The organism is Halalkalibacter krulwichiae (assembly GCF_002109385.1).
Taxonomy (GTDB): Bacteria; Bacillota; Bacilli; order Bacillales; family Bacillaceae_D; genus Halalkalibacter; species Halalkalibacter krulwichiae.
The window spans coordinates 2,976,522-2,992,207 of sequence record NZ_CP020814.1; the positions used below are offsets into that span (position 1 = coordinate 2,976,522).

The following is a 15,686-nucleotide window of genomic DNA, read 5'->3' on the forward strand; positions in this document are numbered from 1 at the left end:
TCATATTCATTGTTTTCATTACCATTTCACAAATAATAAACTGTTTTCTTCACCTATTTTTATTGACTCTTTTTCTATTAAATGTGACAGATGTAATTTTGTTAGCTTTTTTCAACAACATGTCCACCAAATTCGTTTCTTAATGCAGCCACCACTTTACCTGTAAAAGTATCGCTGTCTAATGAACGGTAACGCATCAAAAGAGACATTGCGATAACAGGAGTGGCTGCTTGTAAATCTAGAGCTGTTTCAACTGTCCACTTCCCTTCACCAGAAGAGTGCATAATCCCTTTAATTTCATCTAGCTTTGCATCTTTTGAAAATGCATGTTCAGTCAACTCCATGAGCCATGAACGAATAACTGAGCCGTTATTCCACACTCTAGCCACTTTTTCGTAGTCAAAATCGAAGCTGCTTTTTTCTAATACCTCAAATCCTTCACCAATCGCTGCCATCATACCGTATTCAATTCCATTGTGAACCATTTTTAAGAAATGACCGCTCCCTGCTTTACCAGCATAAATAAATCCGTTTTCGACAGCAGTATCCTTGAAAATAGGTTCCACGATGCTCCAGGCTTCAGGGTCTCCACCAATCATATAACATGCTCCATTACGAGCACCTTCCATTCCTCCAGAAGTACCGACATCCATAAAGTGAATTCCTACTTCCTTTAGCTGGTTATATCGGCGAATGGATTCCTTATAGTGAGAATTTCCAGCTTCAATTACGATATCTCCAGTGCCTAATAATGGTGTCATTTCATCAATTACTGAATCTACCACAGCATGCGGAACCATAATCCACACAACTCTTGGTTTATCTAATGATTCAACAAGTTCTTTTAAATCAGATGTACCTTGAGCACCGTATTTCTTCATTTCTTCAACTGCACTTCCATTTACATCGAAAGCTACTACTTCGTGATTGTTATCAATTAAATTTTGACCTAAGTTTAATCCCATTTTTCCTAAACCAATTAATCCAACTTTCATGTTCATTTCCTCCTTAATAATCTAAAAATATTCTTCATCTTTTTATTAACTACCACCATTTATATCCTTCCTCTGCCAATAATTGATGGGAAGCATCTGGTCCCATTGACCCGGATGTATATAATTGAAGGGGAATTGTATTTTCCTCAAAAGCCTCTAAGATTGGCTGTACCCATTTCCAAGACAACTCCACTTCTTTCCAATGTGCAAAGAATGTTGAGTCGCCACGCATTGCATCGTAAATTAAAAGCTCATATGCTTCAGGAACATCTGCTTGCTTAGCAGAAAAATCAACATTGACTGGTTCGATTTTTCCATTGTTTAATGGGTTTTTACTATTTAATTGTAATGAAACACTTTCGTTTGGATTGATTTCAATCACTAAAAGATTTGGCGCAGTTTCTTTTTCTTGAGTCCTATACAAATCCTTTGATGTATTTTTGAATTCAATCACAATTCGGGTGGATTTCTCTGCCATTCTTTTTCCTGTACGGATATAGAAAGGAACCCCTCTCCAAAAATCATCATCCACACATAGACGAACAGCCACAAATGTGTCATTTAATGAAGAAGGAGCAACTTCAGCTTCTCCTGTATACCCAACAACTGGTTTAGAGTGGATTTCACCAGGACCATATTGACCTCGAATCACATGATTCACCACATCCTCTTTCTTTAATGGACGAAGTGATTCTATTACTTTTCTCTTTTCATTGCGAATCTCTTCTGCACTGATTTGTTTTGGCAGCTGCATTGCTGTCATCATCAACATTTGCAGCATATGATTTTGAAACATGTCGCGAATAGCCCCAGTTTGATCATAATAACCAGCCCTCTCTTCAACCCCAACTGTTTCGCTTGCAGTAATTTGCACATTTGCAATGTATTGGTTGTTCCATAATGCTTGAAGCACTGGATTTGCAAATCCTAACACTTCCAGGTTTTGTACCATCGGCTTTCCAAGATAGTGGTCGATGCGAAAAATTTCTTCTTCATCAAAAGCTTTACTTAGTTTATCGTTTAATTCTTGAGCTGATTTTAAGTCATGTCCAAACGGCTTTTCGATAATTAGACGTTTCCAACCTTTAGTAGAACCTAGACCACTCTCTTTAATGTTGAAAGCAATCACATTAAAAAACTCTGGAGCAACAGATAGATAGAACATACGATTTTCTGGTATATTCAATTCTTCTTCACGTTGTTTAACGAGTTCAAGTAATCCTTTATATCCTTCAGCCTTGCTAGCATCTACATGGCAATACCGAAAGGCACGGATAAACACTTCAAAGTTTGAATTGTCATTAAGTGATCGTCTAGAAAATGTTTTTAAGGAATCTTCCACATAGTTTTGGAAATCAGTATCTGATAAATCTCCTCTACCCACCCCAATAATGGAGATGGGCAGAGGTAATTTTTGATCCAAAAATAAATTATATAGAGCGGGGAAGATTTTTCTTTTTGCTAAGTCTCCTGTCGCCCCAAATAAGACAAATGTCATTGCCTCCATTTTACATACCTCCAAAATTAAAAATTTCACTTATGCTATCTTAAAAAACTACTATAACTCTTGATAGCCAATCCCCTAGCTTAGCCATATTTTTATTTGAACCTGCTTGGACCGAAATAATAATGTCCCTAAAATGCGAATGACAGCATTTTGGACAATAACCATTATTCGATGTGAAGCTTAGGCATCTTGAACAAACTTAGTGATGCTTTGCATGTAACCCGAACATACTATTCACCCTTTCAATGTAGTAAACAGAATACGGAAGATCAGATGACTGATTAATAACCACAGTATTTCGTGAAACCAATGGTGCAACAAGATGTAAGTATAGTACCTACATTTTTTAAATGGAAGTACGCACTTTTCATGTAAATATTGATAAAAAAATAACATATTAACAAAATGTATACTGTAGGAAATAAACTCATCTATTTTTGTGTTAACTAAATTAAAAAGCCAGGGTGAGCATCCTCTCCCTGGCCACATAAATTTATGTGCTATAAATCTTTATGTTTTGAAGCTTTTGGCGTAATAAGTGAGCTATCTAAACCGGATGTCTCACAAACACATCAGATGCCTCCATAATTGCATTAGGATCAACTAACAATATAACCCTCTTTAATTTTCGAATAAATAAATGGATTGGTTTTACAATAGATTTTCACTTAGAAGCCGACCTTTACCATGTAAATAGATAATACTCATATTTACTTCTTTGATTATCCTCGCCTCTCTAATAGTATACTTTTTAACACTATGTAAAATAAAAGTGCGTACTTTTAATGTTGAATCATACATTGTATACTTGCAATTGTTCAGTGAGAGGCCATGGTATCCCTTATTGCTCGCAGGTACAGTTAAAGCACTATAAGGATTATATTACTGTAAAAGTATTATTACACTTTGGAGCCATTATCACTGTACAACAATAAAAAAATTATAGGAGTGAATATAGATGGAATTACAATTAGCATTAGATTTAGTAAATATCCCAGAAGCAATTGAGTTAGTTAAAGAAGTAGAGGAGCACATTGATATCGTTGAAATCGGTACACCGGTTGTAATCAATGAAGGTCTTCATGCTGTAAAAGCAGTTAAAAAAGCATTCCCTAACTTAAAGGTATTAGCAGACCTAAAAATCATGGATGCAGCTGGTTATGAAGTAATGAAAGCTTCTGAAGCAGGTGCTGATATCGTCACAATTCTTGGAACTGCTGAAGATATGTCAATCAAAGGTGCTGTTGAAGAAGCGAAAAAACAAGGTAAAAAAATCCTTGTTGATATGATTGCTGTAAAAGACCTTGCTGGACGCGCAAAAGAAGTGGACGCTATGGGCGTTGATTATATTTGTGTTCATACTGGCTACGATCTTCAAGCAGTTGGAAAGAACTCTTTTGAAGATTTACAAACCATCAAAGGTGTTGTGAAAAATGCTAAAACTGCAATCGCAGGCGGTATTAAGTTAGACACACTACCAGAAGTCATCAAAGTACAACCAGACCTTGTCATTGTTGGTGGCGGGATTACTGGACAAGCTGATAAAAAAGCTGTTGCTGCCAAAATGCAACAAATGATCATTCAAGGGTAATTCAGATCATGAATACAACTCAATACCTAGCTGAAATCATAAAAGAGTTAAATCGCTCTGTAGATTTAATTTCAAATGATGAAGCTGAAAAATTAGTTAATGGGATTCTTGAATCAAAGAAAATCTTTGTAGCAGGCGCAGGAAGATCTGGATTTATGGCCAAATCATTCGCCATGCGAATGATGCACATGGGGATAGATGCCTATGTGATTGGCGAAACCGTAACCCCTAACTTTGAAAAAGATCATATTTTGATCATCGGATCAGGTTCAGGAGAAACGAAAGGTTTAGTTTCCATGGCCGAGAAGGCAAAAAGCATCGGTGGGACGGTTGCGGTTGTAACCATTTTCCCTGAGTCCACTATTGGAGAATTAGCGGATATCACAATTAAGTTGCCTGGCTCACCTAAAGATCAGTCGGAGAGTGATTTTAAGACGATTCAACCAATGGGCTCATTATTTGAGCAAACACTTTTACTATTTTACGACGCTGTGATTCTTCGGTTCATGGAGAAAAAAGGTTTGGATACCAATAAAATGTACGGTAGACACGCCAACTTAGAATAAATATATTATTCTCGAGTTCTAAATAGGAAAGACCGCAAGCTGTTTCCATGTAAGATTGCGGTCTTTCTGTTAGAATGAACTACTTCAATTTGAATAATTTCAGGAGTGATAAAATGATCTCTTTAAACGGAAAAACTGCAATAGTTACTGGCGCAGGAAGAGGCATTGGACGTGCTACTGCTATCGCCTTAGCAAAAGAAGGCGTTCATTTAGGCCTAATCGGCTTAAATATGTCTAATCTAGAAAAGGTGGCTGCTGAACTAGCACAATTTGATGTAAAGGTTTCTGCAGCAACAGCAGATGTGACCGAGCTTGAATCCGTTACCCATGCTGTTGAACATATCAAATCAGAATTTGGCCCAATTGATATCCTAATCAACAATGCTGGTGTTGCTAAATTTGGTGGGTTCCTTGATCTAACACCAGAAGAATGGGAAAAAATCATCCAAGTTAATTTAATGGGTGTGTATAATGTAACAAGAGCAGTATTACCAGGAATGATCGAAAGAAAATCAGGAGATATCATCAATATCTCTTCATCTGCTGGACAAAAAGGTGCTCCTGTTACAAGTGCTTACAGTGCTTCTAAATTCGCTGTTTTAGGGCTAACAGAATCACTTATGCTAGAAGTAAGAAAACATAATGTCCGTGTTACTGCTTTAACACCAAGTACAGTCGTTACAGATTTAGCCATTGATACAAATCTTGTTAAAGGTAATGAAGATAACGTGATGCACCCAGAAGACCTTGCAGAATTAGTCGTGGCTAGTTTGAAATTTAATCCAAGAGTATTCGTTAAAACAGCTGGATTATGGTCAACAAATCCATCATAAAACGAAGCAGATCCAGTGGGGTCTGCTTCTTTAGTTCCTACAAAATACTCTTATATGTATAAGTGATACAAGGACATTCCTTTCTCTAAATCAACAATTTAACTGGTGAACTTCATTCTGTGCTAAGCTATTAGAGAGCCATAAACAGATAGAACGATTAACTGATTTATACTCATCTGTCGGCTTCTATTTTATATATTTGTATATCCCTTTTCTTTTTTTAACGAATAACATTAAACAAAAACTAACTAAATAGGGTTTTGATGAGAGAATAATTCGATAAGGATATTAAATTTCCCGATAAAAAAACTGTATGGAATAAATTCTACACAGTTTTTTGAAATTTCTATTAGATTGTCAGCAACTCCAACAAGAGTCCTTTTTTAAAGTGAATTTTCAAATAATATCCAATGGCATTTTCCTAGTAGGGTTAGGAAATACTTGATCAATTCTACTGAGATCTTCTTCAGTAAACTCAATTGTTGCTGCTTCAGCATTTGCTAAAACATGTTCATCTTGAACCGCTTTTGGAATAGCGATGACTTTATTCGAACGGATGGTCCAAGCAAGAGCGATTTGTAATGGTTGGACATTGTATTTGTCAGCAATATCATCAATAGCTGGATCGTTTAAAAGCTGACTTCTTAAAGAGCCTCCTTGAGCAAGGGGACTGTAGGCCATGATTGGCATGTTATGTTCACGCTGCCAAGGTAAGAGAACGAAGTCGATACCTCTTGAACCTAAATGGTATAGCACTTGGTTCGTCATACAATTTTTTCCACTTGAAGTGTTCCATAGCTCTTCCATATCAGCCGTGTCAAAATTAGAGACGCCCCATCTTAAAATTTTCCCTTCTTCACGTAGTTTTTCCATTCCTTCAATTGTCTCCTCTAAAGGAATACGTCCTCTCCAGTGGAGAAGATATAAGTCCAAGTAGTCTGTTCCGAGCCGTTTTAAGCTGTTTTCACATGCTTTTGAAATCTTATCTACGTGTTTGGCTAATGCATTTTTAATTTCCGCTCTTTTCTTTTCATCCATTAGGCTCGACCTCTTTTATGTATTTGGGTATCATAGAAGTAGAATGTTAACGTGTCTTCGTAAAAAGTCGCATATATTTAGAATTTCCGCAACCAAAAAAATCCTTCTTTGTTGCATTATATGGCCATTTCTGCTTCCGTCTGTGCAAAAAAACAAACAAAGAAGTGAGGATCGCCTATAAGTGTTACACTTTGAGTCATCCTCACCACTTCTATTCTAAATCAATTTATCAATCGACTTTGAAATCATTAGCTCCTCCATCGATAAGAGACGATTTGCCAGTTGTAAACCCATTTTCCACTAGGTAACCATAGGCTTCAGCTATATCTTTAGGTTGAGCAACACGTCAGACAGGTAATTGCTTAGCAATCCCATGGTACATATCTTGACTTTGATCTTTTGAAATTCCGCCATAAAGAGGAGTGTCAACGATCCCAGGTGATACCACGTTTACTCTGATAGGTGCCAGGTCTATTGAAAGTCCTAGTACTAATCCATCAATTGCTGAATTAATGGAAGCTAGAGTCGTTGCACCTTGAGGAGGACGCACACGATATACACCAGAAGTTTAATGTAATAGAACTTTCATTATTCAAGTATGGAAGAGCAGTACGAACCGAAATATACTGCCCCAGAACTACTATCAAAAGCCTCTCTTACGGTTGCAACAGGCAGTTCACTAAAGTGACCCATAGCTCCTTCACCAGCAGTAACCACCAGGTGATCAAATTTCCCAATCTTCTTGAAAAAGTCAGCAACCTTTTCCTCGCTGCGAAAGTCGATTTCATAGGCCCTTTACGTTACCACCAAGCTTCACTTTTGAGTCAGATAATTTTGAAGCAGAACGGCTAGCAATAATGACTTGAGCGGATTCATCGAGAAACGCCTTAGCAGCGGCTAAACCAATACCAGATGTACCTCCTAAAACAACCACTCTTTTTCCTCTTAATGACAACGTCATAACATCCTTTATTCATATGAAAATACATAGCCTTCTTTAGAAAGTTCTCACAAAAATAAGTGTAATGTCACATACATTTTGGAATATTACTGCGTTGGCAACTAAATCATTCTATTTAATTCGCTTTTCTTCTGGATCATTTTCTGAAATGATGCAATCACCACCAAAAAATAGCCATTTGGAAAAGCCGTTATATGCTTCAACTTTGTTTGTACTAGCACCAATTTGCTCTCTTAGTTTTATATCAGAAATATATTTAAGCAAAAATACAGTTCATACAATCCTTTCTAATTCCCTAAAAGCTTGATATAATCGGTTTTTTACTAAGTTACTTAGTTTTCTGAGTAGTGTAGAGGGTAATATATTACCGGCTTTGATAGAAAGAACTCCTTAGAGCAGATTTTGCCAGTGTTTACACTTTTTCGAACCCCTAGGAGAAACTCTTACTGGATAGACGATTTGTTTTCTGTTTCTTTTTCCAATACATTCTTAATATAATCTTTACCCCAGTCATACATAGCATCCAGAATAGGCATCAGGCTTCTTCCATACTCAGTGAGTGAATATTCAACTTTTGGCGGAACGACAGGATAAACTTCTCGATGAACAATCAAATGGTCTTCAAGTTCACGTAGTTGATTAACAAGCATTCTTTGAGTGATACCAGGCATGAGGGCCTTTAGTTCACCAAAACGTTTAGTTCCTTCTTTTCCCAGATGCCACAACACCAGCATTTTCCATTTTCCTCCAATAATCGAAAGAGTCAATTCTTTTTCACAATTAAACACTTTTTCCCCAAGATTCGGCATTTATTTCACCTCCAACTCTTATTATGTCTCATAGTATACTTTTTGTTACTATACGATAAAAAAGTGTATACTTTTAAATTAGTAACATACCCAGTATATTGATTATCGTACCGTTAGTAAATAGCTATCAATTGGATGCAAGGACAACGTGCAAAAGAAGCTAAACGGCACAATTATACTATTATATAAGGGCATTAGATCATGTAGATATTCCAGGAGCCATTGAATTGGTGAAAGAAGTGAAAGCTGCTTTCTGAGACATAAGGCTGACTCTTCATCTATCTTGATTACCTAAGGGGCACAGCAAGAGTTGCAGCTTGTGGTCGGGTGATCGAAGATCCTTCTTATCACTACAGCCTCCCCATCTTTAATCTGCCGAAATCAAAACCTGTTACTTAAAAACAGGTAAGGATGGGATCGATCCGAACGTTATCACTGCATTATATAAAAAGCACCAATTAAAATGATCTTTTTAATCCCATATTCCAAAATCCAACGGTTACATTATTATCTAAAAACCACCGAAGAAAAGGCCTGAAAACTATCTTTTGGATTATGGCATTCCAATTGTGGAGGATAATCCATACTGCAGGTGAAAAAATGAAGACCCTTAAATCCCTTGATCAAAATGGAAATATATTATACATAAGCTCTTTATCAAAAATCATTGCTTCTGACCTAAGAATAGGCTGGATTATCGGACCGAACTCTGTCATTGAAAGATTGTCAGATGCAAAACAGCAGGTCGATTTTGGGCATGGAAGCCATTCTCAATGGATTGCCAATAATTTTATTGAGTCCAGCGAATTTGAATCACATATTCAACATTTAGTTAAGCAATTAGATCGTCGAAGCAAACAGATTGATACAAGTCTGCAGACCTTTCTTAACACCCTTCACATAAAATTATTCACAAATAATAAAGCATTTTTAGGTGATATAACTGTAGAGATTGCTGAAGAGGAACTAGAGAATAGGAATATAGCCGAACTCCACCTTCCTAAAAGTGATATTTATAAGATTACACTTCATCCAATAAAGTAAAAAGGAAACATTGCACTAAAACATTTAGAATGTGGCAAAATTTTATACTTTCTTATCTTTTAAAAAAGGAAAATGCCAATTAGGCATTCTCCCATTTTTTAATCACACGATCTATTGTTCCCCCACCAATACAAACATCGCCATCATACAGTACAACAGCTTGTCCTGGTGTAACAGCGCGCTCCGGTTCGTGAAAATAGATGCTAGCTGTTCCATCTTCTTTTGGATACACTGTTACCTGTTGATCCTCTTGACGGTATCTCATCTTGGCGGTACAACTAAAGTCTTGCTTAAAAGTTAGATCTGTTTTAATCCAATTCATACCAATAGCCTCTAAACCTTCTGAATAAAGTCCTTCGTTATGAAACCCTTGTCCAACAATCAAAACATTACGCTTTAAGTCTTTACCAATGACAAACCAAGGCTCCCCCGATCCGCCAATGCCAAGACCTTGACGTTGACCAATAGTATAATACATAAGACCATCATGGTGACCTTTAAATTCACCATCTAAGGTTTGCATTTCACCAGGTTGGGCTGGCAAAAAGCCACTTAGAAATTCCTTGAAATTTCGTTCACCGATAAAACAAATACCTGTACTATCTTTTTTCTTTGCTGTTGCAAGACCTGCCTCTATCGCAATCTCACGCACTTCTTTTTTGGATAAATGCCCAAGCGGAAACATAGTTTTCGATAATTGCTTTTGAGAAAGAGCATTAAGGAAGTATGATTGATCTTTATTATGATCAGCACCCCGCAGCAATCCGAATTGTCCATCTTTTTCTTCGACTCGTGCATAGTGACCTGTTGCGATATAGTCAGCCCCAAGTAACATCGCATGATTTAAAAAGGCCTTAAATTTGATCTCTTTATTACACATGACGTCAGGATTAGGTGTCCGACCTGATTTGTACTCCTCTAGGAAGTATGTGAAGACTTTATCCCAATACTGTTTTTCAAAATTAACAGCATAATACGGGATCCCAATTTGATTACAAACCTTAATCACATCTTCGTAGTCTTCAGTTGCTGTACAGAAACCACTTTCATCAGTATCATCCCAATTTTTCATAAAAATACCAACTACATCATATCCTTGCTCTTTAAGAAGCAAAGCTGTAACCGATGAATCAACACCACCAGACATACCGACTACTACCCTTGTATCTTCTGGTCGTTTCTTCATACCTTTCACCACCTTTTGATCCCTTATTCAATTTAAAAATTTCCTTTTAAATTTGCTACTTTTTTTGTTACTTATTCTTCAATCCCTGATGCATCAGCTCTATTTGTACTAGATTATATGGTCTGTTGTTTAAATACAGGAAACTGAGGTACTACCTTTTCGCCTAATTCGTTAATTACATCCTTTGCCGGACGTTGACCATATTTTAGATTCAGAATAACATGATTAACTCCAATTTCTTGTAAGCGATTCAGAAATTCAATTAAAAATTTGTATCCGCTCCTAAACCCAAGGTGAATAGGAGTAGGACCTTCATCCGGATCTTTTGCTAAATCAATATAAAGTGATTGAGAAAATGGCTGGAAATCATACGTTAAGGAACGCCAATCATTAATGAGTTCAGCTTGTACATCAATATTTCGCGGGTAACTAATCCAACCGTCACTGTTTTCAGCTATCCACTCTAGTGACTGCCCTGAACGACCTGTCACGAAAACAGGAATATCTGATAAAACTGGTTTTGGCAAGACGTCTCCTTGTTCTATTCCAACTCTTTGTGAGTTGATCAGTGGGAATGACTGTTTCCATGCCTCTTTCATAACAAAAAGTGACTCTTGAAATAATTCGATCCGTTCTTCTCGGTTAACTTTATATGCTGAAAATTCAATAGGTCGGTCCCCAGTTGCAATACCCAAAAGAAGCCTTTGGTTAGATATATGATCAACAGATGCGGCAGCTTTTGCTAGATGTAAAGGATGACGTAAAGTTGTCACAATACTCCCTGTCCCTAATGCAATCTCTTTTGTGTGAGCAGCGATATAACCTAGAAAAACCCAAGGATCATAAATTTGTCCAACATCACCGAAAGTCGGGTCACTTAACGGAACATCTCTAACAAATAAAGAAGCAAAATTAGCTTCCTCAGCGATTTGAGCAAGATCTACTTGATGCTTTAAATCCATAACTGGGATACTTCCCTTATATGCTTCTAAAGGAAAGAATAAACCAAGTGAAAGTTTGTTTTCTTGAAATGTGCGTGAATAACCTTTGTGCTTTTCAAATTTATTCATACTTTTTAACCTCTCCCCTTTCAATGTTGAATTTAACTTGACTTCCTCTAAAAACTACATAGACTAACCAATCAGTCTTCCTTAGCGAATATGTGAACTTCCCTGTTTATTATGCAGTTTCTTGCTTCACTGAATTTGGATTCGCGACATGATATTTGGCCCCACTTTGTAAAAAAAACATGAATGGTCGTAATTCGGAATGACCACATTTAGGACAATGATTACTTTCTTTAGTTATCGTTAAGCATCTGTCGCAAACGTGTCTATGTTTTGGATTTGACATAACCATACATTTATCATACCTTTCTGTGTTTTTTCGATCTGAACCTCTTATTTATACTGATTTTTTAATTGTCCTTGATCCATCAAGTTTAAATTCTATTAAATTAAACCCTATACGACGTAAAATCGAACAAGTATTGAGAGGATTTACCGAAGTTAACTGAAATAAAAATAGTTACATTTTATCTAGCATTTATAAATAAGACTTCACTAGTACTAGCAATATTCTGTTCGGCGTTAGCAAATAAAACTAGATTATCTTATTCTCACTGCAATAAATGTTATAAAAATAGTTACAGTTTATACAAAAGGAAACTTAAACCATCAAACTAAAATAGCATGTACCATCTGTAACAAAAAATATTACACTTAGTTCAAAAATAAAACAACTTATTAACATTGTTTTACTTTCTTTAAAATGGATGCAATTGAAATACGATCGAGGTAAGCTGAAAAATATTGATCGGTTTCCTCAAACACCTCATCCATCACAAGTTGAATATTAGAAGCAACCACACATTCCTCTTCAGGGTCTCCAGAGCACCAATTGGGTTTAATCGTTCCACCTGACACTGAGCGATAAATTTGCCCCAATGTAATTTCATCAGGATCTCTTTGAAGAATGTAGCCTCCTCCTATTCCTTCTTTTGTTCGAACAAATCCATGTTTACGCAAATAACTCATTATTTTACGAATTCTTGCTGGATTTGTGGAAACATTGTCCGCAATCTTTTGACTACTTGCCATATGATCAGGCAAATGCGCTAAAAGAACTAAGCTATGAACGGCTATCGTAAATTCACTATTCACTGGATTTCACTTCCTCCTGGCACCTGTACTGTAATAATAATTAATACAGTTAGAAAAGTCAATGAAATGATTAATTACTTTTTATGCCAATTTTTAGTAATAAAAATTGAATTTACTTTTTTAACACCTCAAATTCTTTGCCAATTCCTGTCAGACTCAATCCCATTGTATATCATTATCAAAAATTACCACTCTCTCGTTTTCCTTATAGCTTGTATTTAACAATCGAGTAGGAGGAGGTGTTTAGCCTCCGACCTCTCACACCACCGTACGTACGGGTCCGTATACGGCGGTTCAATAAGTTAAGTGTGTTTAGAATTTATCGAGGAATATAGTTGAGTAAGATTGAGTAATCCAATTCGTTCAAGAAGATGATTTGGTATCGCGGTATTTAAGATGAAACTATTTGAAATATGCCAGTAGCCTTTCCGAGTGTTTGCCCACTCCCAAGCCTTTTGTTTGGGGATTTTTAGTTTGATAAGACTTTTAAAGCGAGTTTTAACCTTCTTCCACCTTTTCCAGATTATTTGTCTAATCCTTCGACGTATCCAACGATCAATTTCTTGAACATAGGTTTTCACAAGACCAACCCCATAATAGTTGATCCACCCCCTAGTTACTTGGTTGACCTCCTTGATGATCTCACGGATCTCTCCTGGTCGTTTGCGGGAAGTTAGTTTTCCTACTTTTTCTTCGAGGCTCTTTTTCGCCTTAGTATGCGGACGGACTTGTGCTCCATTTCTTGTTGGATGTATACAGAACCCTAGAAACTTCCGTTTCGTCGGTTTACCAACTTCACTCTTCTCCTTATTCACCGTTAGCTTTAGTTTTTCTTCAAGAAATTTTGTAATGCTTTTTAATACTCTCTCTCCAGCCCTTTGGCTTTTCACGTAAATGTTACAGTCATCTGCGTAGCGGATAAACTTATGACCACGCCTTTCTAGTTCTAGGTCCAGTTGGTGAAGATAGGCGTTACTAAGAAGCGGTGATAGATTTCCTCCTTGAGGAGTTCCAACCTCGCTTGGCTCATATTTTTCACCAATCATAATGCCACTTCGCAGGAATTTACGAATTAGCTTAAGCACTATTGGGTCCTGAATAAATTCCTCTACATGATACATGAGTTTATCATGGTTGACTGTATCGAAGTACTGCTTCATATCAATGTCTACCACGTATCGGTATCTCTCTTCATAGTACTGTTTTGCTTTTCCGATTGCGTCGTGAGCACTTCGGTTTGGGCGGAAGCCAAAACTGTTTTCGGAGAAATGGGGGTTGATCCATTTTTCAATTACTTGAAGAATCGCTTGTTGGACAAGTCGGTCTTTGACCGTGGGAATTCCTAGCTTTCTTTTTGAACCATCCTGCTTCGGAATTTCAACCCGCTTAACGGGTTGTGGTTGATACGTTCCATCTTTAATGGAAAGCACAAGAGACCTTCTCTCTTCGGCTAAGAATAGTGGCAATTTGTCTACCGTCATTCCGTCTATCCCAGGTTTTCCTTTGTTCTTCTTGACTCTTTTATAAGCCCTATTGAGGTTATCTCGATCAATAATCTCGCTGATCAATTCTGAACTTTCACCATCTCTTCTTCTAGGTTCAGCGTGAAGTATACTGCACGCTTCCGCTTTATGTTCAGGTTCCACCTTATGTTCTAGCAGGTAGCCATCTTTTGATGTTTTCTGTGGTCGATGCATACTTCTCACCTCCGTTAGTTCCAAGATTCTTATTGTTCGGTCCTTCATCCACTGGACTACTATGACCTCTGCTGACTTCTTACCGTTCACAAGCTCATCACTGAACTCGTTGTTTTCTTATGAAATTTCTTCATCTCGAAAACCCCGGTAAGACCTCCCCGGGTAAGTCTAACCGCTTTCCTCTCGTAGACACTGGATTTACTGTAGGAGATTCGGGCAGTGTTGGACTTCGTTTTGTATAGGAAACTCGTCCGTCCCCAGCCAGCCTTATATCCAGTTTCTGTTCGTTGTCCCGAGATTTTGCGTCCGGCTTCCTTCAGATTCTAGGTCACCCTAGACACCCTTGCCATTCGCTAACAGTTCCCACTGCCAAGCCTGTAGTGGACTTACACCACCTAGCTGTTAGACATGCCGGGCACACTATAAAAAGCTGCCAAGACTTTCTTGACAGCATTTTTATTTATCCCTTTTTGAAATAGTATATGACACAACTCAGCAATATCTTTATAGGATGTAATCGCATACAAAAAAGTAGGTACATCGAAGTTAAGGGACGCTCTACCTTCCTATTTAAAATTAGAAGATCAAATCAACGTTTGGCTCAATCCCATATTCTTCACAATAATGACGATAGCGCTTGTACATGGTGAACACATCATCTTCTCGAGTAATAGTACCATTCGCGTCAAAAAACTGGATACTTCCAGTAACCGTAAATAGCGTTGTCATGCCAAGTTCTGGATCTGCACAAAGAGTATGGATATCACCTGGCGGCTCAAAAATAAGAGTTCCCTCGTTTGCTTCCCAATCTTTTTCGAGATAATGCCACTTTCCTTCAATTACGTAACCGGTAACAGAACCACCCGTATGGCGATGACGAGAAAGGACAGCTCCTTTTTCTACCTTAAACAGCATAATCCATAGTCCTGTTGTAAGATCGAACCGAAGCGGCTTGAACCAACAACCATCATCAGAAAATGGCATCCATTGCATTTCTGGAGAGTGGCTAACTCGATCTGGAAGCATAAAGCGTTCCGTAAATTCATTCATTTCCTGATCAATTGTTCGAGTTGATGCTTTTGTTTCCATTTTAATTCCTCCTATAAAATAAAATGAAGTTATTTAACTTTCACTTTTTTATATTGCAAATGCTATGCCAAAAATTTGTATTGTATCTAAAAGTAACAAAAAAACAGATAACTGTACGGATTATCAATGACTTGTAACAAATCTTAATAATGTAAAATCATCTGTAGGTTTAAGTGATGTGTTGAAAGTTTCGACATTGTAGATATTG

Annotated in this window: 14 protein-coding genes and 2 pseudogenes; 4 read left to right on the plus strand and 12 right to left on the minus strand. The window is 37.2% G+C overall.

The features are described from left to right. Nucleotides 1-101: 101 nt before the first annotated feature. Together gnd and zwf are read right to left on the minus strand one after the other, a co-directional pair. The gene (gene gnd, locus BkAM31D_RS14950; RefSeq protein ID WP_066160643.1) at nucleotides 102-995 is read right to left on the minus strand and encodes a phosphogluconate dehydrogenase (NAD(+)-dependent, decarboxylating); all 894 of its coding nucleotides are present in this window, start codon (nucleotides 993-995) and stop codon (nucleotides 102-104) included. Between the two features lie 49 nt (nucleotides 996-1,044). Continuing rightward, the gene (gene zwf, locus BkAM31D_RS14955) at nucleotides 1,045-2,502 is read right to left on the minus strand and encodes a glucose-6-phosphate dehydrogenase (protein ID WP_066160645.1); all 1,458 of its coding nucleotides are present in this window, start codon (nucleotides 2,500-2,502) and stop codon (nucleotides 1,045-1,047) included. A gap of 958 nt (nucleotides 2,503-3,460) precedes the next feature. Here zwf and hxlA point away from each other — a divergent pair. The 3 genes from hxlA (at nucleotide 3,461) to BkAM31D_RS14970 (ending at nucleotide 5,492) form a co-directional block, all read left to right on the plus strand. Next, entirely contained in the window at nucleotides 3,461-4,093 is a 633-nt protein-coding gene (gene hxlA, locus BkAM31D_RS14960) for a 3-hexulose-6-phosphate synthase (protein WP_066160647.1), read from the plus strand. An 8-nt stretch (nucleotides 4,094-4,101) separates the two neighbouring features. Then, nucleotides 4,102-4,659 (plus strand): 6-phospho-3-hexuloisomerase, encoded by a 558-nt coding sequence (gene hxlB, locus BkAM31D_RS14965; protein WP_066160649.1) that lies wholly within the window; start codon nucleotides 4,102-4,104, stop codon nucleotides 4,657-4,659. A 113-nt stretch (nucleotides 4,660-4,772) separates the two neighbouring features. Beyond that, nucleotides 4,773-5,492 carry a 3-ketoacyl-ACP reductase gene (locus BkAM31D_RS14970; RefSeq protein WP_066160652.1) on the plus strand — a complete coding sequence of 240 codons (720 nt, stop codon included), beginning with the start codon at nucleotides 4,773-4,775 and terminating at the stop codon, nucleotides 5,490-5,492. Between the two features lie 396 nt (nucleotides 5,493-5,888). Here BkAM31D_RS14970 and BkAM31D_RS14975 read toward each other — a convergent pair. The 5 genes and pseudogenes from BkAM31D_RS14975 to hxlR all read right to left on the minus strand — a co-directional run. Next, nucleotides 5,889-6,482 (minus strand): annotated as a pseudogene (locus tag BkAM31D_RS14975) (aldo/keto reductase); the annotation flags it as partial. 394 nt (nucleotides 6,483-6,876) lie between these two features. Next, a complete protein-coding gene (locus BkAM31D_RS24425) occupies nucleotides 6,877-7,080 on the minus strand; it encodes an SDR family oxidoreductase (RefSeq protein ID WP_235820570.1) in 204 nt (67 codons plus the stop codon). A gap of 234 nt (nucleotides 7,081-7,314) precedes the next feature. Beyond that, nucleotides 7,315-7,464, minus strand: coding sequence for an SDR family NAD(P)-dependent oxidoreductase (locus tag BkAM31D_RS24430; protein ID WP_257391576.1), 150 nt, complete (start codon nucleotides 7,462-7,464; stop codon nucleotides 7,315-7,317). Between the two features lie 141 nt (nucleotides 7,465-7,605). Further along, a pseudogene (locus tag BkAM31D_RS23635) lies at nucleotides 7,606-7,902 on the minus strand (Tn3 family transposase); the annotation flags it as partial. Nucleotides 7,903-7,934: 32 nt separating this feature from the next. Next, nucleotides 7,935-8,300: a transcriptional activator HxlR gene (gene hxlR, locus BkAM31D_RS14990; RefSeq protein ID WP_066160658.1), complete on the minus strand. Its 366-nt coding sequence runs from the start codon at nucleotides 8,298-8,300 to the stop codon at nucleotides 7,935-7,937. Between the two features lie 600 nt (nucleotides 8,301-8,900). Here hxlR and BkAM31D_RS24435 point away from each other — a divergent pair. Further along, nucleotides 8,901-9,344: an aminotransferase class I/II-fold pyridoxal phosphate-dependent enzyme gene (locus BkAM31D_RS24435; RefSeq protein ID WP_066160661.1), complete on the plus strand. Its 444-nt coding sequence runs from the start codon at nucleotides 8,901-8,903 to the stop codon at nucleotides 9,342-9,344. A gap of 79 nt (nucleotides 9,345-9,423) precedes the next feature. Here BkAM31D_RS24435 and mnmA read toward each other — a convergent pair whose 3' ends face one another. The 5 genes from mnmA to BkAM31D_RS15020 form a co-directional block, all read right to left on the minus strand. Further along, nucleotides 9,424-10,530, minus strand: coding sequence for a tRNA 2-thiouridine(34) synthase MnmA (gene mnmA, locus BkAM31D_RS15000; RefSeq protein WP_066160664.1), 1,107 nt, complete (start codon nucleotides 10,528-10,530; stop codon nucleotides 9,424-9,426). A gap of 113 nt (nucleotides 10,531-10,643) precedes the next feature. Continuing rightward, nucleotides 10,644-11,600: an LLM class oxidoreductase gene (locus BkAM31D_RS15005; RefSeq protein WP_066160666.1), complete on the minus strand. Its 957-nt coding sequence runs from the start codon at nucleotides 11,598-11,600 to the stop codon at nucleotides 10,644-10,646. A 675-nt stretch (nucleotides 11,601-12,275) separates the two neighbouring features. After that, complete coding sequence (locus tag BkAM31D_RS15010; RefSeq protein ID WP_066160669.1) at nucleotides 12,276-12,692, minus strand: Rrf2 family transcriptional regulator; 417 nt, start codon at nucleotides 12,690-12,692, stop codon at nucleotides 12,276-12,278. A 302-nt stretch (nucleotides 12,693-12,994) separates the two neighbouring features. Continuing rightward, nucleotides 12,995-14,389, minus strand: a complete 1,395-nt coding sequence (gene ltrA / locus BkAM31D_RS15015; RefSeq protein ID WP_085449804.1) for a group II intron reverse transcriptase/maturase — start codon at nucleotides 14,387-14,389, stop codon at nucleotides 12,995-12,997. A gap of 576 nt (nucleotides 14,390-14,965) precedes the next feature. Continuing rightward, a complete protein-coding gene (locus tag BkAM31D_RS15020; protein WP_066160728.1) occupies nucleotides 14,966-15,478 on the minus strand; it encodes a 2,4'-dihydroxyacetophenone dioxygenase family protein in 513 nt (170 codons plus the stop codon). Nucleotides 15,479-15,686: the final 208 nt, after the last annotated feature.

Bases quoted from the DNA above. Each gene is read 5' to 3' on its own strand.
- gnd (WP_066160643.1), bottom strand. From the start codon at position 995: ATGAAAGTTGGATTAATTGGTTTAGGAAAAATGGGATTAAACTTAGGT.
- zwf (WP_066160645.1), bottom strand. From the start codon at position 2,502: ATGGAGGCAATGACATTTGTCTTATTTGGGGCGACAGGAGACTTAGCA.
- hxlA (WP_066160647.1), top strand. From the start codon at position 3,461: ATGGAATTACAATTAGCATTAGATTTAGTAAATATCCCAGAAGCAATT.
- hxlB (WP_066160649.1), top strand. From the start codon at position 4,102: ATGAATACAACTCAATACCTAGCTGAAATCATAAAAGAGTTAAATCGC.
- BkAM31D_RS14970 (WP_066160652.1), top strand. From the start codon at position 4,773: ATGATCTCTTTAAACGGAAAAACTGCAATAGTTACTGGCGCAGGAAGA.
- hxlR (WP_066160658.1), bottom strand. From the start codon at position 8,300: ATGCCGAATCTTGGGGAAAAAGTGTTTAATTGTGAAAAAGAATTGACT.
- BkAM31D_RS24435 (WP_066160661.1), top strand. From the start codon at position 8,901: ATGAAGACCCTTAAATCCCTTGATCAAAATGGAAATATATTATACATA.
- mnmA (WP_066160664.1), bottom strand. From the start codon at position 10,530: ATGAAGAAACGACCAGAAGATACAAGGGTAGTAGTCGGTATGTCTGGT.
- BkAM31D_RS15005 (WP_066160666.1), bottom strand. From the start codon at position 11,600: ATGAATAAATTTGAAAAGCACAAAGGTTATTCACGCACATTTCAAGAA.
- ltrA (WP_085449804.1), bottom strand. From the start codon at position 14,389: ATGCATCGACCACAGAAAACATCAAAAGATGGCTACCTGCTAGAACAT.
- BkAM31D_RS15020 (WP_066160728.1), bottom strand. From the start codon at position 15,478: ATGGAAACAAAAGCATCAACTCGAACAATTGATCAGGAAATGAATGAA.